Source organism: Kitasatospora sp. DSM 101779 (genome assembly GCF_025655475.1).
GTDB lineage: Bacteria > Actinomycetota > Actinomycetes > Streptomycetales > Streptomycetaceae > Kitasatospora.
Genome location: NZ_JAHTIK010000001.1, coordinates 96,416 through 122,107 on the forward strand (window position 1 = coordinate 96,416; position 25,692 = coordinate 122,107).

A 25,692-nucleotide genomic window follows, 5' to 3' on the forward strand; every position below is an offset into this window, starting at 1 on the left:
CCGGAGGCACCAGATGAGCGCACTACCCCTCCCGTCGCGCCGGCTCTTCCTCGGCATGGCCGCGGCCGTGCCGCTGTCCACCACCGGCGTGCTGACCCTCGGCAGCCGGGCCGCGAGCGCTGCGACGACCTCCCCGTTCGTCATGGCCTACTTCACCCAGTCACCGAGAAACCTCGGCACGGACTACGGCCTGCACCTCGCCGTCAGCACCGACGCGCTGCAATGGATGCCGCTGAACCAGAACAACCCCGTCGTGACCCCGACCGCGGGCGACGGCGGTCTGCGCGACCCCTTCATCCTGCCCAAGCAGGACGGCACCTACGTCGTCATGGCGACCAACCTGAAGGGCACCGACTGGACCAAGAAGAGCCCGTACATCCACGTCTGGGACTCCGCCGACCTGCGCTCTTTCGACAACTACCGCCTCCTGAAACTGCACGACATGGCCACCCACACCTGGGCGCCCGACGCCTTCTGGGACCCCTCCCGCGGCCAGTACGCCATCATCTACTCGGCCGTCAACAGCAGCGGACACAACGTGATCATGGTGAACTACACCACCGACTTCCAGACGGTGACGGCACCGCAGGTCTTCTTCGACCCTGGCTACGACGTCATCGACGGCACCCTGGCCAAGGACGTGAACGGCGTCAACTACCTGTACTTCAAGGGCCACAACAGGCTGGTGGGTGCGAGGTCCACTTCCCTCGCCCCTGGCAGCTTCACCCAGTTCACCTCGGGCCTGGCGCCGCAGGGAGGCATCGAGGGCCCGATCCTCGCCGAGGCCTCCGGCACCTGGTACCTGTGGGGCGACGCCAACGCGCTCTTCTACACCTGGCAGACCAGCGACCTCTCCACCGGTACCTGGACCGCCACCGACCGGCGCGTCCACACCCAGCCGCTGAACTCCAAGCACGCCGACATCAAGCCGATCCCCCAGACGGTGTACGACAACATGGTCGCCACGTGGGGAAGGCCTGCCTGGAACCGGCTGAAGTCCTACAACGTCCCGGACAGATACTGGCGGCAGGTCGATTCCCTCGGCCGCATCGACCCGTACCCGTTCGACCCCTACACCGACTCGCAGTGGAAGCTGGTGCCGGGGCTGGCCGACTCCTCCGGCGTCTCCTTCCAGTCCGCCACGCAGCCGACCCACTATCTGCGGCACTTCAACTACCAGCTACGGCTGGACGCCAACGACGGCACCACGAGGTTCGCCAAGGACGCCACATTCCACAGGACCGCCGGGCTCGCCGACCCGGCCTGGTCGTCGTTCCAGTCGTACAACTTCCCCGACCGCTACATCCGCCACTACGCCTACCAGCTGCGCATCGACCCGATCTCCACCGCCACCGGCAGAGCCGACGCCACGTTCTCCGTCTGGTATTGAGGCCACGCGCCCGCTCCGAGCGCCCCCGATCGTGGGTTCGGGGGATGTCGACCTCTTCGCGTGGGCAGCGCTCGGGGAGCGAGACCGGCGGGTCGGGGGAGGGTGACACACATGGGTGGCGTGCGCGATTCTCAGGGTGCTGCTCGTGTTCAACGGTGAGGCGCGGGTGCTCGCGGTCACCGCCGCGGTGTTCTTCCGTCAGAAGTGATCATGAACCGGACCTCCCGACCGTAGCCGTGCACTGGAATCGGATAGCCGGGACGGCCGGCGGCAGTCGAGACCGCCGGCGCGACGGCCCGGGCGCCGACCTTCTGAGCGTTCGCCAGACTCACGAACCACGACGGCCTGGTCGTTAGCGCGACCAACGAACGTCCCATGACGAGGAGCGCGGCAGCGCCTGTCGCAGACCTGAACGAGGGCGACGGGGCGACGACCCGGTGCTCCCGCCGGGGCATTCCTGGAGATTGTGGCAGGCCGCGCTCGCCGGATCGGCGGACAGGGACGGAGCAGAACCCTGTCCATAACTTCGGTTGGCAGAGGATTCGGCCGCCGGGCAGGCCGTTCTCTGCCGGCAGCGAGTGCACCGCGACCGGCCGCATCACCTCCACCGGCGGGCACGGCACCACGGAACTGTTCGTGCGGGGCACATTTCCAGCCTCCCGCGTCGGTCCGCCCCACGGAACCCTCGGGCGGGGCGGCCCCGGGGGGCTGGATCGGGTTCGGCACGCGGAGACGATCGACTGCTACGTCGCCCGCGTCACCGGCACGCTCGCCCGGCCGGACGCGGTCCTCGTGCAGCTCCCGGACGGCCGACAGGAGGTCACCTCGCCCCGGCTCACCACCGCGCAGGCCCGCCAGGTCGCCGCCGCCGTGGCGGGTCGGCTGCGGCCGGCCAGGGCCGGGCAGGCCAGGGTGCGGATGGTCCGCGAGCCGCTGCCGGTCGCTGAGGTCCGCATCGGCAACCGGTCGGCATGGCGGTGTGCGGTTCGTCCGGCTCCGGCCTGAGGAGTAGCCGGGCCCTGCAGGCGCGAGTCCGGGGCGTGATGGTGGGCGCCGGCGCCGGCGGAGGCCGTCGTGGGCTCGACACGACGGCCGGCGCCGAAGGGCCGCCCCGCGGCACCGGCCCTCCGCTGCGCCGAGCGTCACCGGCCTGCGGCTCTGCCGTGCCGCCCGTGGCCTCGGGGACGACGGGTGGCCAGGCGGGGCCGACCCGGCGTCAGCGTGCCCAGGGGCCGAGGTTGCCGATCACGCCGACCCGGAAGCCGAGCCATGGGTAGGTGTGGCTGAAGAAGGCGTTGTCCTGCGGTTGCAGGCCCACGGCGGACGGCCACATCTGGTAGGCCGGAGCGTTGGACACTCCTCCGTGCTCCCGCCGCCAGACCCGCGCGGGGTCGCCCCCCGCCGGCGGCGGCGTGATGGTGTCGGTCCACTCGACCGCGTTGCCGCCCTGGTCGAGGGTGCCCCACGGCGAGGTGGTCCTGGCCTGGCCGACGGTGCTGAGGCTGCCCTGGTAGATCGCACGGTAGGCGATGGGGTCCAGGCCGAACGGGTTGACGGTCGAGCAGACGGCGGGCTGCACCTGCCCGGGGCACCAGCTCGGCGCGGGCAGGCCACTTGCGTGGTACGAGGCCAGCGGCTGGGTGGCCGCGTTCGTGACGTCGCCGGTGGCGGGGTCGAGGACGGTGGGGGCCGGTGCGCTCGCCTCGCCGTCGCCGAACACGCCGGGGTTGGTCGGGTACTTCCAGTAGGAGTAGGTGCCTCCGCCACTCGGGTCGTAGTAGGCCGCCTTGATCCACTCGTCCTGGCTCGGCACCACGAAGCCGGAGTCGTGGGTGCGGGTCGCGTCGGGCCGGGCGAGGTCGTACATGCCGCGTTCGGTCTGCGGCGACAGTTCGACCTGGTAGGTGACGTACTCGTAGCTGCCGCTGGTGCTCGCCTGCTTCGAGATCAGCCTGCCGTTGTAGAGCGAGTTGACGAAGCGGGCCGCCTTGAGGAAGTCGGCGAATCCGTACGGCTTGTCGGCCCACTCCGGGTAGGCCACGGAGTAGTGGTGCCCGTCCGCGGCGGTGGGCGAGAAACTGATCGGGCCGAATTTCGGCCAGGCCGACGGGCTCTCGGTCCGGTCGTACAGACCGTGCGGGTCGCGCCCCCGGCGGTCGGCCGTGTTCAGGAAGGCCACCCACTGACCGACGGTGACCTCGAGCTGTCCGATCTCGTAGGGAGCGCCGACACCGCCGACCGTCAGGCAGTCCGTCGAGCCCGGCGGAGCGTCGGCGCAGGACTGGTAGATCGCGTCGGTGAACGGCACCACGGCAACCGGCGGGTTCCCCGGCGCCCCGACCCTCGCAGTCGTCACGGTGACCACCTCGCGCCGAACGCCCGCGGGCGTGCCCGTATCCGCCCCGGCGGCACCCGCGGACGGTGCGAGCAGCACCGACACCCCGCAGGCGGCCAGGGCGGCCCTGGCGATTCGGGTGCGGCTGGAGACAACGTGCATGGTCGTTCCCTTTCGGTCGCAGCGGACCACCCCCGGGACCCGGGAGGCCGGTACGCGGGGATTCGGCGGGCACAACGCTATGGCACTCGCCACTCTCCGCAGTCGAGACATCGCGGAGAGGAAGGAGGGAAAAACCTGCTCCCCCGATTGGAGCTGGGACGGAGCCGGGACGGAGCCGGGGCGGCGGGCGGTTACGGCAGCGGGGCCTGGTCGGCGTCCTGCAGGTGTCAACGGCCCGTGAGGGATTCCGTTTCGGCAGCGTAGAGCTGGGCGGGGTCCGGTCGAGACGTGCGTGATCGGCCACCGCGCCCGTCTGAAGGACCCGGACGACCATGAGGTTCCCCCGAGGTGCGGAAGGTTGCCGGACATCGCCTGATGGGCCGTGAGAAGGGAGCCTCTGCCACGGCTGCACCGGTGAAGTATCCGCCCGAGTTGCGGCAGCGGGCTGGTGCCGCGTACCGGGCCGCCGATCCGAAGCCCGTGATCCGGTAGATGGCCCGCGATGTCGGGGTGCACCACGAGGCCCTGCGGAACTGGATCCGCCAGGACGAGGCGGACCGGGGCGAGCGCGACGACCGGCTCACCACGGCCGAGAAGGAAGAGCCGGCCGCTCTGCGCAAGGAGAGCGCCGAGCTCCGCCGGTCCTGCGGGATCCTCAAGGCCGCCTCGGCCCTTTCGCCCAGGATCTCGACCCGACCCGGCGACGGTACTGAGGCTCATCGACGAGCACCAGGACCGCTTCGGGGCCGAGCCCGTCCTCCGGGAACTGCACATCCCCGCCTCCACCTATGACCGCTGGCGCCGCGACGTTCACGAGGTGTGCGCGCGCAGACGCCACGACGCCGAGTCGACCGAGCCCGTCCGCAAGATCCACGCCGACTCCGACGAAACCTGCGGCTCCCCGCGCATCCACGCGGTCCTGCGGCGCGAGGGCACCCACGTCGGCCGCAACCGGGTCGAGCGCCTGGTGCGCCAGGCCGGCCTGCAGGGCGTGAGCGCGCGTCGGCCCCGTTCCCTCACCCGCCGCGACCCGGCGGCCGCCCTCGCCCCGGACCTGGTCCAGCGCGACTTCACCGCGGGCGCCCCGAACCGGCTGTGGGTCGCCGACATCTGCTGATCCCGACCGGCGAGGGACCGTGGTGGCTGGCCACGATCCGCGACGCCTTCTCCCGCCGGATCGTGGGCTGGCACACCTCCGAGCGCGCGGACGCCGACCTTGTGCTCACCGTTGCGGGACGTATCCGAGTAACGAAGCACGGCCCACCGGTTACGGTCCGTCCACCGTCGCCCGGTCTCATGCGGCGAGGCCGGACCAGTGTCGCCGGAGGTTCGACAGTGGGAGGCCGCGGAGAGCATGCGTATCAGTTCCGGGGGCGGGGTGGTCAGCGCCACTCGAGCAAGCGATAGCTGGCCATACGCCCGGTTGGCATCCGCGCTACACCCCGGCCGCTTCTCGGGCTGTCCAGTTGGTGCCAACCTGTGCATCATCGCGGCGGTCGTGGCGGCAGAGGCGCCCTGGTGGTAGATGCGCCTGACGTTCGAAGGGAAAGGTGCCGGACGTCGATCTGCAGGGTGTGCTGGCGGGCTGGACACGCATGGTGTCCTTCGTCGTCAATATGATCTAATGACCGGTCAGATGCGGAGCGAGTCAAGCCGGTTGTCGCCCCGTGGCCCCGATGGAAGACCCGCGGAGTTCAGGATGATGCTCACGACTGCCAGGTCATCGCACGCCGCGGCATGGGACGCCCCATCGGGAGCACCATCGTGTTGCGGAGCGACAGCTCGGCGATGAGCTGACAACGAGGCCTGCGCATGCTGGCCGAAGTGACACATTTGTCGCGCGCATGCCACATAATGACAACGCCCGGCCATGCCAGGTGCTGCTCCATCGATCAGATCTTCCGTTCGCAATCTGCCGGGACTCCACGGGTCGGCGCTCGTTCACCATGAACGGGCGGCTCCGCCATGTCTGGCCTCCGGAGCCGGCTCGAGCCCTAGGACCCGACCGTTGACCTCGATACCCGAGACTGCCGCAGTGATGCTTGGCGCCACGACCGCAGCTGGCGCTGTAGCCACGGCACTGCTGGCACGCTCGCGTCGCGCCCTGGTCGCGCGAAGCACCGTGCAGTCCGAGGCACTGAATGCTTCCCAGAAGCGGGAGCAGGCGCTCCAGGACCAGATCCAGCAGTTCGGCGACGAGCTTCAGCATCTGGTCGCCAACCGTCTCCCCGGCCTGGCGCTGAATCTGGTCAGTGCGCATCACCCGATCCCGGGCCTGAAGCACGAGGCCCTGGCCGGGACCGTGTACGCCCCTCTGTATGAGGCCGTGCTCGGCCACTACTCGGACACGGTGGCCAAGGAGCGCCGACGGATCGATGCCTCCGCCCGTGCGGCGCTGCGTGGTGCGTGCCAGGACATCCAGGCGCTGTCGTACCGGCTGCAGACGCAGGTCGAAGGCCTGCAGAGCGACTTCGACGACCCGCGGCTGCTCGACAGCCTGTTCAAGGTCGACCACCTCAACGAGCAGGCGATCCGTCTGGTGCAGAAGGCCGCGATCGTCTGCGGCGCGTGGCCCGGGCACGTGCGTCCGGACACCTACGTCGTCGAAATCGTCAGCGGTGCCTCGTCCCGGCTCCACGGCTACGAACGAATCAAGATCAGTTCGCGGCTGCTCGATTCGAACCTTGCGGTCGTCGGTCGCGCGGCGGAGCCCATCGCGGTGGCTCTCACCGAGCTCATGGCCAACGCCCTGGAGCACTCCCGGGACGACCTCGCGGTGGAGGCCGGCCTGATCCAGACCGGCAATGGCAGTGTCTGCGTCATCATCGACGACGCGGGCACCGGCATGAGCGCAGAGGCCGTCCGTCGCGGTGTCCGCCTGCTCTCGGTCGAGGAGCAGCAGGACACGCTGCTGACCGAGCTCGGTGATCCGCCGGCTCTGGGGCTCGCAGCCATCGGCAGGCTTGTCGCCGACCATGGCTTCCAGGTCTCGATCGACCAGGTTTCCCCCTACAACGGGGTCCGCGCGGTCCTCACCATTCCCCCGCACCTGTTGACGACGATCGACGAAGAGAAGGAACCGATCTCGGCGATGGCTCCCCTGCCTGCCGCACCCCCTGCTGCACCGCAGTGGCCCACTCCGGCCGGCCCGGACCGCACCCCGGACGACGGCAGCGACCTGCCCCAGCGCCATCGGCGCGCCCGCACGGAGCCGGCTCGCAGCGATGCCCCCGATGTCGCGCCCCGGGAGCTGAACCCGGAAACGGCCCGTGACACCTGGAGCCAGTTCCAGGCGGGACTCGCCGCGGGTCTGGCCCCCAACGACTCGAAGGAAGATCAGTGACCCTCTCCACCTCGCGCCCCGTGATCGAGGACCCGTCGTGGGTCCTGAATCCCATCACCGAAGTCAGCAACGAGGTCAAGCACGCCCTGATCCTGTCGAGCGACGGCATGGTCATCGGCGCGACGGAAGGGCTCCTGCGGGAGGCCGCGGAGGGCATTTCCGCCATGACGGCCGCACTTCACGGCGCGGCCCGTGCCGCGGCCAATGCGGCGCTGGACGCCTCGGATGGCACTCCCATCACGACCATCACCGTGCAGAACACCCACGGCACGTACATGATCATGCCGGCCGGTGCCCGCACCAACACCTTCATCGCCGTGGCAGGAGGCCTCGACATGCCCATGGGTACGGTCGCGCACATCATGGCCCGCCAGGCCAAGAAGCTCGGCGAGCAACTCATGTCCGTCCCGGCCCGCACACGGGAGGCGTCATGAGCCGCTCGTCGCAGGGTCGGCGGATGATCCCCAGCTATCTGGCTACCCGGGGCATCGGCACCCCGACCCGCAACACTCTCCATTCACTCATGGCCGTGGTCGCCACGGGTCTTCCGCCCGCCCCTCACCACACGCCCGTCCACCAGCGGATCATTTCGCTCCTCACCGGCGGCGCTCTGACCGTCAGTGAGACGGCCGCGTACCTCCGTCTGCAGACCAGCGTGTGCAAGGTGTTGGTCTCCCAGCTGATCGACGGCGGGCACCTGCAGGTTCGCGTGCCGGCCCCCACTGCCCTGCTCCCCGACGCGGGCGCCGATCGTCCGTCGAAAGAACTCCTGGAAGAGGTGCTGAGTGGACTCCGCGCGCTCAGGCAGCACTAGCTTGCGTCCGGTCTATCTGCCGGAGGCGGACCACCAGAGGCTGAAGATCCTCGTGGCGGGCCCCCTCGGCATCGGGAAGACCACCGCGATCAGGACTCTGTCCGAGATCCCGACGCTGCACACCGACGAGGTGATGACCGACGCCGCCGCATCGGCGGACGACCTCACCCTGGACGGCCTGCGAGGCAAGACGACCACCACGGTCGCCATCGACTTCGGCCGGCTGACCGTGCCGCAGGCCAAGGTGGTCCTGTACCTGTACGGCACCCCCGGGCAGCGCCGCTTCCTGCCCCTGTGGGAGGACATCGCCGACGGCGCCATCGGCGCACTCGTCCTGGCCGACACCCGCCGCCTGGACCAGTCGTTCGAGGTCATGGACCTCATCGAGGAACGCGGCCTGGACTACGCGGTCGCCGTGAACACGTTCCCGACCTCACCCGACTACACCCTCGACACCCTGCGCTCCAAGCTCGACCTGGACGAGCGCACCCCGCTGGTGACCTGCGACGCACGGGACAAGAACTCCACCCTGGACGCGCTCATCGCCCTGACCGCCCACCTGATATCCCGAGCCGGAGACGAATCGTCATGACCGCCATCCCTCCCGCCACCCCGGTGCGCATCCACGGGCCAGAACACGACGCGGACCCGAGGCGCAGCTACGACCTGCTGCGCCTGCAGGGGCCGGTCGGCCTTGCGGAGATCTCCCCCGGCGTCGTCGTCCACCTGGTCACCGACTACCGCGCCGCGCTCGACCTCCTCCATGACACGAGCACGTGGTCCAAGGACACTCGCCCGTGGATGGATCAGGTTCCGGCGGACAGCCCTGTGATGCCGCACGTGCAGTGGCGGCCCAGCCTGTTCTTCGCCGACGGCGCCCAGCACGCCCACCTGCGTAATGTCATCACGGACAGCTTCCGCCTTCTGGACCCGCACGATGTGCGCAACCTGACCTTCCGGTACGCCGACACGCTGCTCCAGCAGTTCGTCATGGACGGTGAGGTCGACCTGGTCGCGCAGTACGCGCAGCAGCTCCCCCTGATGGTTTTCAACGCGTTGTTCGGCATGCCCGACGAGTACGCTCCTCGCCTTATGCAGGCGCTGAGCGGGATGGTGAGCTCCGATCCTGCGCAGATGGCCGCGGGTGCGCAGTCGCTGAACGAGTACCTCACCAGCCTGTATGCCGCCAAGGCCCAACAGCGCGGACATGACCTGACCTCGTGGTTCATCGACCACCCGAACGGGCTGAGCCCCGAGGACGTCCTCCAGCAGGTCATCATCGTTCTCGGTGCGGGCAACGAGCCGCTGACCAACCTGATCGCCAGCACGCTCGCGCGCATGCTCTCGGACGACCGCTACTTCGGCAGCCTCACCACCGGGAGTCTGCCGATCCAGCATGCGATCGACGAGGCGCTGTGGAACGACTCCCCGCTGGCGAACTACAGCCTTCACTTCCCCCGGCACGAGGTCGAGTTCTACGGCACGGTCATTCCGGCCGGCTCACCGGTGATGGTCTCCTACGCGGCCGCCAACTCCTGCCCGCACAGCAATCCGCCGAACGAGGGCCACCGCTCCGGTAACAAGGCGCACCTGGCCTTCGCCGCAGGACCGCACGCCTGCCCGGCGCGTTCCACCGCCGTCCTCGTCGCCACCGCGGCGATCGAACGGCTCACCTCCTACCTGCCCGACATCAAACTCGCGGTGTCCGCAGCGGAACTCGCCTACCGGGGCGGTCCCATCTACCGGAGCCTGACGGCACTGCCCGCCAGGTTTACCCCGCTTCACCCGCGACGCCGCGAGAGCCCGTCCCAGCGGCAGTCGCCCAAACCGGACGCAGCGGTCACGGTCAGCCTGCCGGGCTAGCGGCGTCGACAGCGCGTGCCCGCACTGCCCGGCCTCGGCACGTCGGCCACGGGTCCAAGCATGCTGACGGAGTGTTTTCCGCCACACCGGCACCAGGCGTGACGGTCAGAACGCCTGGGGATGTGCGTTCGTGACCACACCTGCTCGCCAAAGGAACATGCATTGGCCGTTCTTGACCACAAGAGACGCGCGGCGCCCGCGCTTGACGTCGTACCCCCTCCCGCCGCACTGGACCTCCGGGCCGTGCGGCGGGAGGTCGATACGGCGCTGGCCACGTTCCTGGACACCAAGGAGCAGTCCGCGCCCGGCCCTGAACTGCCGTTCCTCATAGCCCAGCTCCGCACATTCCTGACTGGCGGAAAGCGCCTTCGCCCCCTGCTGTGTGTGTGCGGCTGGTACGCCGGAGGCGGCGAGGTCGACCACTCGCCGGCTGTCCGCGCAGCGGCGGGCCTCGAACTCTTTCAGGCATTCGCCCTCATCCACGACGACGTGATGGATGCCAGCGACGCCCGCCGCGGCCGGCCCTCGGCCCACCGGGCACTGGCCGCTGCCTACACCGCGGGCGGCGGCCCGGTCTCCCGGGCCCAGGAGCACGGCGTAGGCGCCGCCGTGCTCCTCGGGGACCTGGCACTGATCTGGTCCGACGAACTCCTGCACGGAGCGGGGCTGACAGTCCAGGGCTCCGAACGTCTCCTGCCGCTCCTGGACGAGATGCGCAGCGAGGTGGTCTACGGCCAGTTCCTCGACCTGCAGACCACCGGGCGACTGTCCGGCGATGTCGAGACCGCCCTGCGGGTGATCCGCTACAAGACGGCCAAGTACACCGTCGAGCGGCCGCTGCACATCGGCGCGGCGCTGGCCGGCCCAAGCGCGGGGGTCGAAGCGGCCCTCAGCGGGTTCGCGCTGCCGCTCGGTGACGCCTTCCAGCTCCGGGACGATCTCCTCGGGGTTTTCGGTGATCCCCGGGAGACGGGCAAGCCGGTGCTGGACGACGTGCGGGCGGGCAAGGCCACGGTTCTCATGGCTCTCGCCGTCCAGCGGGCCTCCCGGAGCGAGCTGCGGTCGCTGCGCGCACGGTTCGGCAGACCCAATCTCACCGAGCGGGATGCCGACGTGGTCCGGAGCATCCTCGAGCGCACCGGAGCCCGGCAGGCCGTGGAGGAGATGATCCGGATCCGGCGGGACGAAGCCCTGGCATCCCTCGACCATGCCCCCTTCCCGGCCGCCGCCGTCGCGGCGCTGCGGGACATCGCCGGATCCGCCACTGCGAGGCAGGCATGAACGACCACCAGCACAGCGGGACATCCCTGGCGACGGCACCCGTCGAGCACCGATCGGAGAGCGACACCTGCGTCGGTGCAGCGGCGAGGCTGATCAGTGCGGTCGACGCCGACCCCTGGGGCGACGTCCGCCCGTCCCTGTACGAGACGGCCCGGGTGTTGTCCGCGGCGCCGTGGCTGCCCGGCGGACAGGCCCGGCTCGAATACCTGCTGCGCGAGCAGGCCGCCGACGGCAGCTGGGGCGAGGGGCCCGCGCCCTATCGGCTCCTGCCGACGCTGAGCGCCGTCGAGGCCGTCCTCGCGGTGCTGCAGCAGGAGCCACGGGCCGATGGTGCGGCGGGCCGGCTCGCCGCGGCGGCAGCCAGGGGGCTCGCCGCGCTCGGTCGCCTGCCGTCGGCCGGGCCGTGGCCGGACACCGCGGCCGCGGAGATCCTCGTCCCCGGCCTGGTCGCCGCCGTCAACGAGCGTCTCGACCGGCCTGCTGTCGCGGGCCTCCCTCACCTCGGGCCCTGGCACCGCGGCACGCGTCCCGCCGTCCCGCGCGGCTACCACGCCGCGTCGCCCGAAGCGGTCGCCCGCAAGTGCCGGGCCGCCGGCGGGGTCCCGTTGAAGCTGCACCACACCTTCGAAGGCGTCGCCGGGCACCTCCCGGACGCGCTGCTGCCCGCAGCGGACGGGCTGCTCGGCAGCTCCCCGGCCGCCACCGCAGCCTGGGCCGCCGCCGCAGGCTCCTCCGGGCAGCGGCAGCGTGCGGTCGACGAGCTCGCCGCAGTGGCGCACCGCTATGGCGGCCTCCTCCCGGAGGCGGCACCGATCACGGTGTTCGAGCGGCTCTGGGTCGCCGCCGCGCTGGCGCGTTCCGGCCTGGCGTCCTGTGGCCTGCCCACCCTGCGAAAGTGGGCCGACCACCTCTACGACCCCGAGGGCGTCCGGGGCGCACCCGGGCTGATGGTGGACGCCGACGACACCGCCATGGCCGTCCTCGTCGCGGCCCTGGTCGACCGGCCCCGCGACCCCGCTCCGCTCGCCGTCTTCGACAACGGTCGCCACTACGACTGCTACATCGGCGAGGACACCGGTTCGCTCACCGCCAACGCGCACGCCCTCCAGGCCCTGCAGGCCCACCTCAGCCGCCGCCCCGAGGAGGCGCAGACGCACCTGCCGGTGATGCGACGGGTGGCCGATTGGATGACGGAGCATCAGCTGCCGCAGGGCCACTGGACGGACAAGTGGCACGCCTCCCCGTACTACGCCACCGAGCGGTGCGTCACCGCGCTGTCCGCTATACCCGGCCCCCGGGCGCGCCAGGCCCTGCGGGCCGCCGCCGAATGGGTCCTGGCCACCCAGCAGCCGGACGGGTCCTGGGGCATCTGGGGCGGCACCGCCGAGGAGACCGCGTACGCGGTGAAGATCCTGCTCCGCACGCCGGGGATCGCCGACGGGCGCGCGCTGGACCGCGCCGAGGCCTTCCTGGTCGAGACGGCCCGCACACCCGGCCACCGGCACCCCGCCCGCTGGCACGACAAGACCCTGTACGCACCGGAAGCGATGGTCCAGGCCGAGGTCCTCGCCGCCCGCCACCTGCTGCACACCCGCCACGAAACGGAGCACCGCCCGTGACCGCCGACGCACCGCCCATTCCGCATGCACCGGGGCGCCTGCCCGTCGTCGGACACCTGCTGCCGATGCTCCGGGACCGGCTGGAGTTCATGCAACGGATTCGCCGCCACGGTGACGTGGTGCAGATCGGGTTCGGCCCGAAGCCGGTGTTCGTCGTCAACTCCCCCGACCTCATCTGGGAGATACTCACCGCCCAGCACGCGAACTTCGGCAAGGGCCGGCTCTTCGAGAAGCTCCGCCTGTTCGGCGGATCGCCGCTGCCGGTCATCGAGGGCGGACCGCGGCACCTGAAACGCCGCCGCCTGGTGCAGCCGGCCTTCCACCGCGAGCGCATCAACTCCTACATCGACCGGATGATCACCACCGCGGAGACCGCCCTCGGGACCTGGGAACACGGGGCACGACTCGACGTGCAGCACGAGGTGCAGCTCATGACCCAGGGCGTCGTCCTGTCGGCGCTGCTCTCCTCCGACCTCGACCGCGCTCCGGCGCAAGCCGTCATGAACGGCGTCGACACCCTCTTCCAGGCCGCCATCCGGCGCGCCGTCACGCCGGTCTCCGGCTGGGAGAAGCTCCCCCTCCCCGGCAAGCGCAAGGTCCGGGCCGCAAATGAGCTGCTGCGCGGGACGGTCAGCGACATCGTCACCGCTCACCGCGCGGACCCCGAACGCCCCGACGACCTCGTCTCCCTGCTCCTCGACGCCCGCGACGAGGACGGCCGGCCGCTGGACGAGGAGGAGATCCTGTCCGAGATCACCGGCCTGCTGGCCGCGGGCACCGAGACCACCGCGGTCACCATGGCGTGGCTCTTCCACGAACTGGGCCGCAACCCCCGCCTGGAAGAACGGCTGCACCAGGAGGTGGACACCGTGCTCGCCGGCGGCCGGCTCACCGCGGAGCACCTCCCCCAGCTGGTTCTCACCCGCAGACTCGTCACCGAGACCCTGCGCCTGCACAACCCCGCCTGGATCGTGACCCGCCGAGCCAACGTGCAGGTGCGGCTCGGCAGCGCGCACCTGCCCGCCGGCGCCGACCTGGTGTGGAGCCCGTACGCGCTCCACCGGGACCCCGAGCTGTACTCCGACCCGCTGCGGTTCGACCCGGACCGCTGGCTTCCCGAGCGACCGCAGCCCCGCAGGGGCGCGTACATCCCGTTCGGCGCGGGAAATCGCATGTGCATCGGCGACGGCTTCACCTGGGCGGAGACCACGGTCCTGACCGCCCTCATCGCCTCCCGCTGGACGCTGCGGCACGCACCCGGCACCACCGTCCGGCCCGTCCCCGCCATCACCGTCCACCCCTCCTCCCTCCACATGATCGCCGAGACCCGAGGACAGGCAGCGGCACGGACGGCAGCATGACCACCACCGACCAGGCGGGCATCGCCGCCCTGCCCATGCCCGACCTCTCCCGTACCTTCCCCGGCCCCTTCCCGACCAGCCCGCACGCGGAAGACATCCAGGCGCACCTGGGACAATGGCTCGACCGGTTCCCGCTCCTCAGCCGGCCCGAGGCGCGGCACATCCTCTGCGACATCGTGGCGCACGGGGTCGCCAGGACCTTTCCCACCGCCGAGGCGGACGGCCTGTTCCTGTGCGCGGACCTCTTCCTGTGGCTCACCGCATTCGACGACACCTACGGCGAAGCGGCGGCGGCAGGCAGCCCGGCCCGACTGGCACGCCGGATCCAGGGATGCGTTCACCTCCTCGGCGGCGGCGAAGTTCCCGGCGACGCTGGGGCGTTCGACGAAGCGCTCCATGACCTCCTCGTGAGGCTGCGCACCCGGGCCACGGCCGCCCAGTACCTGCGGATCACCGGCTGTCTGAGGGACGCCCTCTTCGGCATCCTCTGGGAGGCGCACCAGCTGGCCGACCCCGGTCACGTCAGCATGCAGGACTACCGCATGATGCGCCCGCACACCGTACTCGTGCGGACCCTCATCGCCGCTACCGAAGTCGTCCTGCGGTACGAACTGCCGGAAGAGGCACGAAGGTCCCGGGCGGTGCAACAACTGGAGGCGGCCGTCGCCGACCTCGCCGGCGTGCTGAACGACCTCGGCTCCTACGCGCGGGAATCCGCCAAGGGCGTCCCCGACTCTCTGAACCTCATCTCGCTGCTCACCAGAGACCAGCACTGCGACATCCCTACCGCCTACGCTGCTGCTTCCCGCCTGGGGGAAGAGCACGCCACAACGGCTCGCCGCGGGATCCACGCACTCGCGGCCGGCGACTCGGCCGTGTTGGCGCAGCATGCCCGCGCCTTGGAATCCATCGCCTGCTCCTACGTCTGGCACATCGGCCACGCCCGGTACAAGGCGGTCTGAGTGGCTGGTTCGTGCCAGCCACTCCGGCCGGCCCGGCTCCCGGTATGTGGGAGCCCGACCGGACCGGTTCAGCGGGTGGGCGGTTCGGGAGACCAGGCGCCGGTGGGGTCGTCTCCCCCGTCGTCAGGGCCGGTGGCCAGCGGTGTGGGCTGCTCGGGTCGGCGGGGCCGGGCGAGCAGGCCGAGCAGGACGGCGGCGGGGCTGCGGCGCGGGCAAACCGGCACCAGGAACCGGGATGGCTTGGCCCCGCGGCGGGGCCAAGCTATCCCGGTATGGGCGCTGCGCTTCGGCGGGCGATTGTGCATTGCCCCGCCTGGACGTAGGGCTCGGTGGCACAATGAGATGTTCATGGTCAGGCGCCTGTCGGGGGGGTGTCGTTGCCTGGCAACAAGCGGCGTATCGTCATACGTGTACGGGGAGCGGTTCTGGCCGCCGTGATCGTCTCGACAGCCGGGGCGGTCGCCGGCTGTGACCGGCCGGAAGGGGCGGTGGCGGTCGCGGAGGGGACGAGATCGCCGGGGTGGGTGGAAGTCGTGCCCGAGTGTGCACCCGCGCAGCTGAACTGGACGCTCCGTGTCGTCGCCGAGGCGCCGAAGGGTACGGACGAGCCACCCCGGTCCCGGCTCACCGCCACCAATACCGGCCCCGGCCAGTGCGTCTTCGACGGATACCCGTGGTTCCGGGTGCACATCGGGAAGGCCGAAGAGGCGGTCGCCGTCCCCGGACGGCAGACGCCTTCGCGGCACACCGTCCCGCCGGGTGCCTCGGTGAGCACCGACCTGTTCTACTCGGTGACTCCGGGCACCAGCGGTCGGTGCTTCATGCCGGCCGACGCCTCGCCACAGGCACAGGTGATCCCGCCGCACGCCGCGGCCGACGCGTCGGCTTCCGCCCCGCAGTTGATGGACCGCCAGGGGAACGCCGTCCCGCTCGCCGTGTGCGGCGAGGACATCTGGATGGCCGCCCCCGTCCTCGTCCGACTCCCGCGCGACAAGGCTCGCGTCGACGATGTCCCCGGCCGCTGATCAACACGCCGTACGAGATGGGCGTCCGCGGTGACGTTCGCCACTTCCAGCAGTGCAGTGCACCGCCACCAGCCAGCGGACCTGTCCGAACGAGAACCAGGCGCAGCGCCACACTCCGCCCGCCGGTCCGCTCACGCCGCGACGGGTGACGGGGCGCGGAGCGGCGCCAGTGCGGTGCTCCAGGCGATGACCTGATCGAGCATTGTGTTCAGGGCGAGCTGGTTGTAGTCGCCGGGCTTGAAGACGTGGTAGTTCTCGAACTCGGTGATCAGGGACAGCGCGACCTGCTGGCGCACGTCGGCCATCTGGAGCTCGCCGGCGACCAGGCGCAGCTGTTCGACCGCGCGGACGCCACCGACGGCGCCGTAGGACACGTAGCCGACCGCCTTGTTGTTCCACTCGGCGTAGAGGAAGTCGAGCGCGTTCTTCAGTACGGCGGGAATGCCGTGGTTGTACTCCGGCGTCACGATGACGAATCCGTCGAACGACGCGATCTCGTCCGCCCACTGCCGGGTGTGCTCGTTCTGGTACCGGCCGAGCGACGGTGGCATGGGCTCGTCGAGGTGCGGCAACGGGTGGTCGCGGAGATCGATGAGCTCGAACTCGGCGTCGGTACGGCGCGACGCGATGTCGAGCACCCACTTGGCGACCTGTTCGCCGTTGCGGTTGGGGCGGGTGCTGCCGAGGATGATGCCGATCTTGAGCATGACGGGGGGCCTTCCTCGTTCGCGGTGCCTGGCATGATTGGCACCTGCGGAGTTTGCGCTGCCCGGCAGATCGTCTGCAGAGCAGACAATCTCACCAACAGCGGGCCGGTGCGTATCATTCCTGGTATGGGCAGCGAGACGCAGACCGCGCCGGCAGCCGGGTGTGCCGACCTCACGGGGGACTTCGGCTTCTCGCTCATGGCGGTGGCACACGCCTACCGGACCGCCGTCTCGTCGGTGCTCGCCCGCGTCCCCCGGGGCGCCCGCGGCTTTCAGACGCTCGCGGCCGTGGTCGAGGGCGACGGGCCGAACCAGATCGCGCTGGCCGGCTACCTGCGCATCGACCGCACGGTGATGACCTACCTGCTCGACGACCTCGTGGCGGCGGGCCTGGTGGAACGCCGGCTCGACCCTGCCGACCGCCGCCGGCGCAAGATCGTCGCAACCCGCCGGGGCGTCGAAACCCTCCGTGACCTGCAGCGGCAGGTGAGCGCGGCCGAGGACGAGTTGCTCTCCGTCATCGACGAGGACGAGCGCGAGGTGTTCCGGGCCCTGCTCGCCCGGCTCGCCCGCACCGTCGCGGAGGGCGAACCGGGCGGCCCGTCCTGCGAGGTCGACTCGTGCGACGCCGACGCCGACTCCTGCGACGCCACCCTCAGCCCAGGGCGCGGTCCAGGCTGAAGGCGGCGCTGATCAGCCAGAGATGGGTGAACGCCTGGGGGAAGTTGCCGAGCTGTTCGCCTGTCCGGCTGATCTCCTCGGCGAACAGGCCGGCGTGGTTGACATACGTTGAGCATCTTGTCGAAGGCCAGCCGGGCCTCCTCCAGCCGGCCCGCCCGGGCCAGCGCCTCGACGTGACAGAAGGAGCAGATCGAGAACGCGCCCTCGGAGCCCCGGAGGCCGTCCGGACCGGCCTCCGGGTCGTAGCGGTACACCAGGGAGTCGTAGACCAGATCCGGGGTGAGCACATCCAGGGCGGAGAGCCACTTGGGGTCGGTGGGCGAGATGAACTTGGCCGTCGGCATCATCGGCAGGGACGCGTCGAGGACCTTGTCGTCCAGCCCCTGGACGAACGCGCCGCGGTCGGCCGACCAGCCGCGGGCCATGATCTGTCGGTAGAGCGCGTCGCGGGGCTGCCGCCAGCGGGGCAGGTCGGCGGGGAGCCCGCGCCGGTTCGCGATCCGGGCCGCCCGTTCCAGCGCGACCCAGCACATCAGCCGCCAGCGGCCGCTGCTGATCGGCTGCCCCACCTACCAGTCGATGGTGCCGTCGGTGGCGACGAGCGCGGCGGTGCGGAGATCGCCGATCAGGCCGTGCTCGGAGCTCGGCAGATACCGGGAACCGCTCAGCTGCCCGAATCCGCCCCTGCGTCCTCCGTCATGGCGGCCTCCTCACCGGGTGGTGCGGGGCATCGAGCCGAACCTCTCGATTCATGCTAGATCGCGGCATATCGGAGCGCTGGGCGGCGGAAGACGAAGTGGACGTCGCCCCCTCCGGCCTCCGTCTGCGTGTCTGAACCACCGTGGTCATCATGGAACTGGGCCGACGGGCTGGAGGGATGCGCGATGGAGCTGTTCCCGCCGATGCCGCTCGCCGAATGGCGGGACACGAAGGAGACGCTGCACCGCTTCACGCAGGTCGTGGGCAAGATCCGCCTTGCGGCGAGCGTGCGGCGTAACCACTGGTGGAACGTCCCCTTCCACCTCACCGGGCGCGGGATCACCACGCGGCCCATGGGACAGGTCGACGGCAACCCGATCTTCACCATCGACTTCGACTTCGTCGACCACCGGCTGGTCGTCGCGACGGCGGACGGCAGGACGGAGTCCTTCCCCCTCCCCGGCCAGTCCGTCGCCTCGTTCTACCGGCAGACCCGGGAGACGCTGGCAGCGTTGGGCGTCCGGGTGGAGATCCGGATTCCCCGGCCCTATCGGCTGGCCGACTCCGACCGGCCGTTCGCCGAGGACCTCGAACACGCTACCTACGATCCCGCCTGGGCGAATCGCTACTGGCAGGTGCTCAGCCAGGTCGGGCTGGTGCTGGAGGAGTTCGCGGCGCGTTTCTCGGGCAAGGTCAGCCCTGTCCACCTCTTCTGGCACTCACTCGACATCGCCCACACCCGGTTCTCCGGACACACCCTCGACCAGCCGGCGCAGGTAGACCCGGTGACCCGCGAGGCATACTCCCGGGAACTGATCAGCTTCGGATTCTGGTTCGGCGACGCCGATCTGGGCGAACCGGCCTTCTACTCCTACACGACTCCCGAGCCCCCGCAGCTGGCCGAGGACCCGCTCACACCCGCGTCCGCACAGTGGATCGTGCTCAACGACAGCCACCTGGCGGTCCTGCGCTACGACGCGGCCCGTGCCGAGGCCGATCCGAGAGCGGCCGTACTCGCTTTCTATGAGAGCGCCTACCAAGCCGGAGCCGTCCGTGCCGGCTGGGACGTCGGCCGACTGGCCTGTCCGGGTGGGATCACGGACCCGCGCCTGCCGGCCCCGCCGCTCTGAGCACGTCACTGCAGCTGCAACGCCGGTCGGTGGCCGACCTGGCGACGGAGGAGGCCGTGGCGGTGAAGCTCGGCGGGGTCTGCCAGGTCATCGTGATGGCGGGCTGCGCGCCGGTGGCGTTCTGGGCCCGCGTTGGATGACTATCGGCCAGTCGGCCGGTGCCGTTGACCGGCCGCCACCTGGCCATCCTGTGATGCCGGAGCCCGCGGCGGCGAGTCGGATCGCCGCCGCTCATGTGTCCAGGGCCGTCACAGCCCCGCTGGCTGCCATTCCTGGTTGGAGCCACCGTTGGCGGGCCACTGGATGACCTTGGCGCCGTCGGCGGTGGATCCACTCTGCACGTCTGCGCACAGTCCGCTCTTGATGTTGACGAGGCGGTAGTAGCCGCTGGTGGCCGCCGGAAGGAGCTTCCACCACTGGATGGCGCCGTTGGTGTCCGACCACTGGTCCAGGGCTGTGCCGGCGCTGGTGGAGCCGCCCGGGACGTCGAGCACCTTGCCGCTGTTGATGTTGCACAGGCGGTAGGACCCGTCGTAGTCGGGGAGCAGCTTCCACTGCTGGTTGGCGCTGTCGGACCACGTGTTCTGGATGACGGCCCCGCCGTCGGAGGTGGAGGAGCCGGAGACGTCCATGACCTTGCCGCTCTTGCGGTTGACCAGCTTGAACGGGCCGGTCAGCAGGCCGATCGTGATCGTGGTGCTCGTTCCTGCGGTCAACGACACGATGCGGGCGTGGTTGCCCAGCGACGACCTGGTGACCGTCGCGCCGGTGCTGATGGATGTGATGCCGCGCCGGCAGATGAAGGTGATGTTCTGGTCGATGTCGGAGGTGAGCGTGACGGTGGCCGTGCGGGCCGCCGTGTCCCAGGACAGCGACCGGATGGTGATGCGGTTGCGGCCGCGGACGCCGTTGATGGTGCCCTTCGTGAGCTGGTCGGGGAGGGCGGGGAGGATCTCAAGGACACCGGGACGGGTGTAGACGAGTGCTTCGCCGAGGACGGCGGGGACGGTGTTGGCGGCGTCGCAGTTGTAGATGTCCAGGTTGGGGTTGTGGGAGGTCATCAGACTCCGCCACACCATGTTCTTGCCGTAGATCTTCAGCAGGTTGCTGTAGACACCGGGGCCGTCCTTCAGACGGGCGCGGGCCAGCGCCCGGTGGAGGCTGCCGTGGGCGGAATAGTTCTGGTCGCCTCGCTTGTCCAGGGCCGTGCGGGCGTACTTGACCAGGTCGGGCTTGTCCTCGGGGTTGATCTCGTGCAGCGGCCAGGCGCCGTACAGGTGCTGGACGTGCCGGTGGTTGTAGCGGTCGGTCAGGCCCGGCCAGGACCACTCGGCGAGCGCCCCGTCGCTGTTGACGGTGTAGTCGGGCAGCTTGGCGAGCAGGGCGGTCCAGCGTTGCACGCCCTGGCCGCTGCCCTGCTCCAGGCCGAGGGTGTCGGCCGCGTCGATCGCGGCCTGGAGGGCGTGCCGGCCGGCCATGATGTCGCCGGTGGCGTTGACGGAGAACGCCTGGCTGGTGCTGGTGGGGGTGTTCTCCATGGAGTAGGAGGGGACGAAGACGGCCTTGCCGCTGGAGTCGGTGCGGGTGAGGAAGTCCTCGTAGAACAGAGCCAGTTCCATCAGGGCAGGACCGAGCTTGTTCTTCAGGAAGGCGCTGTCACCGGTGACCTGGTAGTACTCCAGAAGCGGGTAGAGCAGCCAGTCGGCGCCGCCGGTCCAGGCCTCGCCGGGGAAGCTGCCGCTGTTGAAGTGCAGCATGTGCCCGTACTCGCCGTCGGTCCGGGACGGGGCGAGGAAGCCGCGGGTGCCGTAGAGGTTGGTGGCGTTGTCGCGCCAGTGGGCGAGCTGGCCGAGGATGAGGTCGAAGTAGCCCTGCATGGCATCGGTGAGGTCGAGGATGTTGCCGCCGGCGACCTGCAGGTTGATGTTGGCGTCGGTGGTGAAGTCGTCGGCCCAGGAGCCGTTCCAGGTGCCCGTCCAGATGCCGGTCAGGCGTGGTGGCAGAACACCACTGGAACTGATGAAGAGATAGCGGCCGGAGTCGTACATCCGCTCCAGCAGTGCGACGTCGATGGCGGAGGCGTCGCTGTTCTGGCGGGCTATGAGCTCGCCGGTGGCCAGCCGACGGTCGGCGGCGGAGACGTTCAGGTCGATGCTGGAGCGGTCGTACATGGCCTGGTGCTTCGGGGCGTGTCGGCCCAGGAGGGTGGCGTAGTCGGCCGTCAGGGCGGCGAGGGCGGTCTGCAGGGGCTGGCTGTTCCAGCCGGTGGAGGTCTCGTACCGGCCGAGCTTGGTCAGCAGCAGCACCTTGGTGGCCTTGGCGACCACCAGGGTCTGCCCGTCGGCGGTGACGGAGGAGCCGCTGCCGGAGACCACGACGCGGGTGACGCCCTCGTAGCCGTAGGCACCGCCGGAGGGGTAGGTGCCGCGCAGGTTCAGGTAGCCGTCGCCGCTGGTGGCGGTGGCGGTGGCGGAGAAGGACACTCTGGTCGGCACGCCCGCAAGAGCGGTGTTGACGCTGATGGTGGTGTCCACGGTGCGGCCGGTCGCGGGCAGCAGCTCGTGGACGATGACCTGGTCGGCGCGGGAGACGAAGACGTGGCGCTTCCAGGTGCCGTACTGGTCGGTCCAGGTGTGGGTGATCTCGCCGGTGCGGAAGTCGGTGAGGCGGGCGAAGTCGTTGACGGTGGTCATGCCCGGGGTGCTGAGCTGGAGTTCGTAGCCGGGGTGGAAGGTCTGGGTCCAGCGCAGGCTCCAGCCGTGGACGAAGGTGGAGGAGGCACCGGAGTAGTCGCCGGCCAGCGCCTGGTCCCGGGCGGTCTCGAGATACGGCGAGATCACGGGGGGTATGACGCTCCGGCTGCCGTTGGGCAGCACGAACCGGTGATGATTGAAGATCATCTTCTCGAGCGTGGGCGCCCCGTAGTAGACGACCCCGTATTCGCCGTTGCCGCTCAGGAAGCCGTCGGTCCAGGCCGAAGCGGTGGCGTTGTCCCAGATGCCGCGGTCCGGGAGAGTGACCTGGGGCGGTACGGCCGCGGAGGCCCGGGCGGCGAAGACGTAGCCGGGCAGGGCCGCGGCGCCGGCGGCGAGGGCGGCCGTGGTGAGGAAACGCCGACGGTTGAGGGGAAGGTCGGGCAGTGACATGGGCGGACTCCGTTGTCGGACGGTGCGTACAACTGGGCACAGGGGTGACACCGGTGCGGGTCCGGTGGTGGACAACAGCGCTTTGTCGGACATGCGGTGGCTGCGTCAGCCGTCGACGGCAGAACCGGACGGCTGGGGGCCGCCCGCCCCGCGGGGACGGACCGGCCTCGAGTGTCTACGGGGTCACGGTCACCCCGGGCGCCATCTCGGCGGTCCCGTTGGTGAGCTTTCCGGAGCCGGTAGCGCCTTCGGAGCTGACGAAGCGCAGCTCGTGGCTGGCGCCCGCCGTGTTGCAGAGGGCGAGCAGGAGCGTGGACTGGTTGGCCGCGTAGGCGTTCTGGACGAAGGAGGTGATGTCGACGCTGATGTCGCGGCCGTCGATGGCGTTGCCCTGGTGGATCCCGCCGCCCTCGGGGATGACGGTCGAACCGAGGGTGAAGGTGGCCGACTTCGCGACGGAGGAGGTCGTGGCGGTGAAGCTCGGCCGTTTCTGCCAGGTCATCGTGTTGACCGGGCAGGACGTGCTGCCGCCGGCGCAGGTGGTGTCGCTGGCGGGTTGCACGAGGAGCTGATCGGTGTCGGTCGACGGGACCGACGAATAGCGGTGGCCGACGTAGGTGAGATGGAGTGTCGCCTGGCTCGGTGCCCTGGTGAGGCTGCTGAGGGGGAACTGGAGGTAGGAGAGCTTTCCGTCGCCGGATCCCGTGGTGTACTGCTCGCCCATCAGGCCGACCCCGGTGTTGCGGGTGATGAGGGTCAGGTCCGAGGAGTTGTTCTTGGTCTGGTCGCCGGTCCACGCGCCGACCCAGGTGTCGCCGTTGGTGAGGGCGCCGGCCTTCACGTTCCGGGACTGGCCGTTCGCGTCCGTGTAGGTGGTGGTGAGCGCGCCGATCCCACTCGTCGTCAGCGGGAGCTGGCTGGTGTATTCGACAAGCTGGCCCGCCACGCGGATGTCGTTCAGCGTCGCGTTCGTGGCGCCGTTCAGTGTGCTGCTCGTGTTCTGCTGCGAGAACCACACGTTGTCGAGGCCGAAGGTGCCGATCGGGGCCCTGGTGTACGAGTACGCGGTGCCCGACCCGTCGGGGTTGGGGGCGAACCCGTAGGTCGCCTGCTGGTCGGCGGTGATGGTCTGGGTGGATCCGTTGCCGCCGTTGAGCCCGATCGGTCCCTTGGTGAACCGGGAGGTGTCGATCGAGCTGTTCTTCACCACGATGCTCTGGATGCGCGGGTACGGGTTGGGGCCGTTGTGCGTGAAGATGCCGCCGGCCAACGGCGACACGGAGTTGAAGTTGTCGAACGCGTAGTTGGTGAGCCGGTATCCGTACGAGTTCCATCCGAGCCGGATCGCGTTGCCGGCAGCGACGGACCAGTTCAGCGTGTTGCTGACCGAGATGTTCTTCGAGTCCTCGTGGTCCCAGTGGTAGGAGTCGAACCCGAGATCGTCGGCGACGGTGTCGTGGGCGGCTACCGCGTCGACATAGCCCTGGACGTCGGCGGTGGAGGTGCCGAGCTGGAAGTTGTTCCACACGCCGGAGGCCAGCGGGGTGAATCCGTCGCTGGGGTTGTAGTGGCCGGAGGCGAAAGCGTCGTCGTTGCCGAGGGTGAAGACGCCGTTGGCGGTGATGTCCTGGCCGCTCGCGAAGTCCGTCCCGTCGATCCACGGCTGGCGGTACGGGGTGAAGGCCTTGATGTTGGTGAACGTCACCCTGTTGGCCGTGTGGGTCTCATAGTTCCACTGCTTCGCGTTGCGCTCGTAGGTGTCGTTGAACGCAATGTCCGACGAGTGCATGACCATGACGCCGCCCTGGTGCTGGCTGCGGTAGGCGTCGTGCGAGTCACCGCTGCTGCGGGCGTTGTAGTTCGCCACGCCGTTGCCGTCGAAGACGCCGCGGCCGTCGATTTCGACGTTGCTCGAGTTGATGATCCCGATCGCCGGCTCGAACGCCTCCATGTACGCCTGGACGCGGTTCTTCAGCAGGGCCCCTTCGTCGGTGTAGATCTTCAGCTTGCCGCCCTTGAGCTTGCTGCCGTCCAGACCGTTGACCAGGAGACCGGACCACACGTACGTGCCGTTCGGGAAGTAGAGCGTGTTGAGCGCCGTGGGGTTGGCTTTGATGGTGTCGATGGCCGCCTGCAGCGCGTACGTGACGTCGTTGGCGGCCATCACCCGCACCTTCGGGTACCGCACATTGACGCTGTTCGCGCTCACCAGGCTCCCGGCCGAGGTTTGCTGACCGGCGGGGACGGCAGTGCCGTTGACGGTCTTGCCGGCCATGGAGCTCGTCGTCGGGGCGGGAGCCTTCTGAGCCGCGCTGTTCGGGTGCGCCGCGAGGTACTTCACGGCGAACTCCTGGAAGTTGACGACACCGGTCTGCAGGCTGACGCCGGAACCGTCCGATGCGCTGGTGGTGTCCGGACGCTGCGCCGGGTCCTCCGGAGGGTCGTTGACGACCGCCAGGTAGGGCTGTCCCGCGGCATTGGTCGAGTCGCCGTTGACCATCACGATCGCCTGGTTCAACCCGGCGGCGGCTGACAGCTGGAACGTCAGGGTGTGCTTGTCCGTGCTCACCGAGACGCTGCCGGACGGGTAGTGGCGCGCCGGGTAGATGGTCACCGTGTCGATCGTGGTGCTGGGCAGCGTGACCGTGATCGTCGGTGTCCGGGAATCCGACGCGAAGCGCGCGATGTCGAAGGTGTGGCCGTTCTCGGTGTACTGGACAGCCTGGACGGACGTGCCGGCGACTTGCACCTGGTACTTGGTGGACGCCACGTCCGGGGACGTCGTCGTACCGCCTCCCACTCCCGTCGGTGCGTACGTGTGGACGGTGGTGGCGGCGTGTGCGGGGACGGCGCCGGCGAGCAGGAGGCTCGCCGCCGTCATGGTGGCGCCGGCAGCGGCCGCGATGAGGCGGCGCACGCGGGAGCCGCGTCGCGCCGGTGCGGGGTTCGGGTCGGCGTCGCCGCCGGCGGGTCTGATCATGCCCAGTCTCTCCTCAGGACGAGACCTTTCCAGGTCTGTTCAGGCGCTCGCCGTCCGCTGGAGACGGCGCGGAGCATGCGCGATGCCGCGGCCGGACCACGGCCGTCGGGCCGTCGGGCCGTCGGGCCGTCGGGCCGTCGGGCCGTCGGGCCGTCGGGCCGTCGAGGCCGAGAGGACACCACGGCGCACCGAGC

20 protein-coding genes and 1 pseudogene are annotated in these 25,692 nt (G+C 70.0%); 15 read left to right on the plus strand and 6 right to left on the minus strand.

All coding sequences use genetic code 11. From position 1 onward, the window contains the following. The first annotated feature begins 13 nt into the window (after window positions 1–13). Window positions 14–1,390, plus strand: coding sequence for a glycoside hydrolase family 43 protein (locus KSNIM_RS00415; RefSeq protein WP_263101175.1), 1,377 nt, complete (start codon window positions 14–16; stop codon window positions 1,388–1,390). Between the two features lie 1,216 nt (window positions 1,391–2,606). Here KSNIM_RS00415 and KSNIM_RS00420 read toward each other — a convergent pair. Continuing rightward, window positions 2,607–3,887, minus strand: coding sequence for a hypothetical protein (locus tag KSNIM_RS00420; RefSeq protein ID WP_263101176.1), 1,281 nt, complete (start codon window positions 3,885–3,887; stop codon window positions 2,607–2,609). Between the two features lie 492 nt (window positions 3,888–4,379). On the opposite strand from KSNIM_RS00420, the gene KSNIM_RS39300 reads away from it, so the two are divergent. From KSNIM_RS39300 to KSNIM_RS00470, 11 genes are all read left to right on the plus strand, one after another. Further along, window positions 4,380–4,679 carry a transposase gene (locus KSNIM_RS39300; protein ID WP_411543631.1) on the plus strand — a complete coding sequence of 100 codons (300 nt, stop codon included), beginning with the start codon at window positions 4,380–4,382 and terminating at the stop codon, window positions 4,677–4,679. Between the two features lie 25 nt (window positions 4,680–4,704). Further along, complete coding sequence (locus KSNIM_RS00425) at window positions 4,705–5,004, plus strand: IS3 family transposase (RefSeq protein ID WP_263101177.1); 300 nt, start codon at window positions 4,705–4,707, stop codon at window positions 5,002–5,004. Between the two features lie 891 nt (window positions 5,005–5,895). Next, a complete protein-coding gene (locus tag KSNIM_RS00430; protein ID WP_263101178.1) occupies window positions 5,896–7,230 on the plus strand; it encodes an ATP-binding protein in 1,335 nt (444 codons plus the stop codon). Next, window positions 7,227–7,664 (plus strand): roadblock/LC7 domain-containing protein, encoded by a 438-nt coding sequence (locus KSNIM_RS00435; RefSeq protein WP_263101179.1) that lies wholly within the window; start codon window positions 7,227–7,229, stop codon window positions 7,662–7,664. Before KSNIM_RS00430 ends, KSNIM_RS00435 begins: the two co-directional genes overlap by 4 nt. Before the next feature lie 23 nt (window positions 7,665–7,687). Beyond that, the gene (locus KSNIM_RS00440) at window positions 7,688–8,044 is read left to right on the plus strand and encodes a DUF742 domain-containing protein (RefSeq protein ID WP_263101180.1); all 357 of its coding nucleotides are present in this window, start codon (window positions 7,688–7,690) and stop codon (window positions 8,042–8,044) included. A gap of 1 nt (window position 8,045) precedes the next feature. Continuing rightward, window positions 8,046–8,636, plus strand: a complete 591-nt coding sequence (locus tag KSNIM_RS00445; protein WP_263101181.1) for a GTP-binding protein — start codon at window positions 8,046–8,048, stop codon at window positions 8,634–8,636. After that, window positions 8,633–9,907 (plus strand): cytochrome P450, encoded by a 1,275-nt coding sequence (locus KSNIM_RS00450; RefSeq protein WP_263101182.1) that lies wholly within the window; start codon window positions 8,633–8,635, stop codon window positions 9,905–9,907. Before KSNIM_RS00445 ends, KSNIM_RS00450 begins: the two co-directional genes overlap by 4 nt. A 120-nt stretch (window positions 9,908–10,027) precedes the next feature. Further along, the gene (locus KSNIM_RS00455; protein ID WP_263101183.1) at window positions 10,028–11,188 is read left to right on the plus strand and encodes a polyprenyl synthetase family protein; all 1,161 of its coding nucleotides are present in this window, start codon (window positions 10,028–10,030) and stop codon (window positions 11,186–11,188) included. Beyond that, the gene (locus KSNIM_RS00460; protein ID WP_263101184.1) at window positions 11,185–12,807 is read left to right on the plus strand and encodes a prenyltransferase/squalene oxidase repeat-containing protein; all 1,623 of its coding nucleotides are present in this window, start codon (window positions 11,185–11,187) and stop codon (window positions 12,805–12,807) included. Before KSNIM_RS00455 ends, KSNIM_RS00460 begins: the two co-directional genes overlap by 4 nt. After that, window positions 12,804–14,168 carry a cytochrome P450 gene (locus tag KSNIM_RS00465; RefSeq protein ID WP_263101185.1) on the plus strand — a complete coding sequence of 455 codons (1,365 nt, stop codon included), beginning with the start codon at window positions 12,804–12,806 and terminating at the stop codon, window positions 14,166–14,168. The genes KSNIM_RS00460 and KSNIM_RS00465 overlap by 4 nt, the downstream gene beginning before the upstream one ends. Then, window positions 14,165–15,130, plus strand: a complete 966-nt coding sequence (locus KSNIM_RS00470; protein ID WP_263101186.1) for a terpene synthase family protein — start codon at window positions 14,165–14,167, stop codon at window positions 15,128–15,130. Before KSNIM_RS00465 ends, KSNIM_RS00470 begins: the two co-directional genes overlap by 4 nt. A 68-nt stretch (window positions 15,131–15,198) precedes the next feature. On the opposite strand, the gene KSNIM_RS00475 is transcribed toward KSNIM_RS00470, so the two are convergent. After that, the gene (locus tag KSNIM_RS00475) at window positions 15,199–15,354 is read right to left on the minus strand and encodes a hypothetical protein (RefSeq protein WP_263101187.1); all 156 of its coding nucleotides are present in this window, start codon (window positions 15,352–15,354) and stop codon (window positions 15,199–15,201) included. 309 nt (window positions 15,355–15,663) lie between these two features. Between KSNIM_RS00475 and KSNIM_RS00480 the strand changes: the two genes are divergently transcribed. Next, a complete protein-coding gene (locus KSNIM_RS00480) occupies window positions 15,664–16,155 on the plus strand; it encodes a DUF4232 domain-containing protein (RefSeq protein ID WP_263101188.1) in 492 nt (163 codons plus the stop codon). 131 nt (window positions 16,156–16,286) lie between these two features. On the opposite strand, the gene KSNIM_RS00485 is transcribed toward KSNIM_RS00480, so the two are convergent. After that, window positions 16,287–16,862 (minus strand): NADPH-dependent FMN reductase, encoded by a 576-nt coding sequence (locus tag KSNIM_RS00485; RefSeq protein ID WP_263101189.1) that lies wholly within the window; start codon window positions 16,860–16,862, stop codon window positions 16,287–16,289. Between the two features lie 126 nt (window positions 16,863–16,988). On the opposite strand from KSNIM_RS00485, the gene KSNIM_RS00490 reads away from it, so the two are divergent. After that, window positions 16,989–17,543, plus strand: coding sequence for a MarR family winged helix-turn-helix transcriptional regulator (locus KSNIM_RS00490; RefSeq protein ID WP_263101190.1), 555 nt, complete (start codon window positions 16,989–16,991; stop codon window positions 17,541–17,543). Here the strand turns inward: KSNIM_RS00490 and KSNIM_RS00495 are convergent. Then, a pseudogene (locus KSNIM_RS00495) lies at window positions 17,518–18,082 on the minus strand (glycoside hydrolase family 15 protein); the annotation flags it as partial. The gene KSNIM_RS00490 and the pseudogene KSNIM_RS00495 sit on opposite strands and share 26 nt — an antisense overlap. Window positions 18,083–18,427: 345 nt before the next feature. Between KSNIM_RS00495 and KSNIM_RS00500 the strand changes: the two are divergent. After that, window positions 18,428–19,372 (plus strand): DUF5996 family protein, encoded by a 945-nt coding sequence (locus KSNIM_RS00500; RefSeq protein WP_263101191.1) that lies wholly within the window; start codon window positions 18,428–18,430, stop codon window positions 19,370–19,372. A gap of 248 nt (window positions 19,373–19,620) precedes the next feature. Here the strand turns inward: KSNIM_RS00500 and KSNIM_RS00505 are convergent, their stop codons facing one another. Further along, window positions 19,621–22,518, minus strand: a complete 2,898-nt coding sequence (locus tag KSNIM_RS00505) for a glycosyl hydrolase family 95 catalytic domain-containing protein (RefSeq protein ID WP_263101192.1) — start codon at window positions 22,516–22,518, stop codon at window positions 19,621–19,623. Between the two features lie 175 nt (window positions 22,519–22,693). After that, window positions 22,694–25,498 (minus strand): hypothetical protein, encoded by a 2,805-nt coding sequence (locus KSNIM_RS00510; RefSeq protein ID WP_263101194.1) that lies wholly within the window; start codon window positions 25,496–25,498, stop codon window positions 22,694–22,696. Window positions 25,499–25,692: the final 194 nt, after the last annotated feature.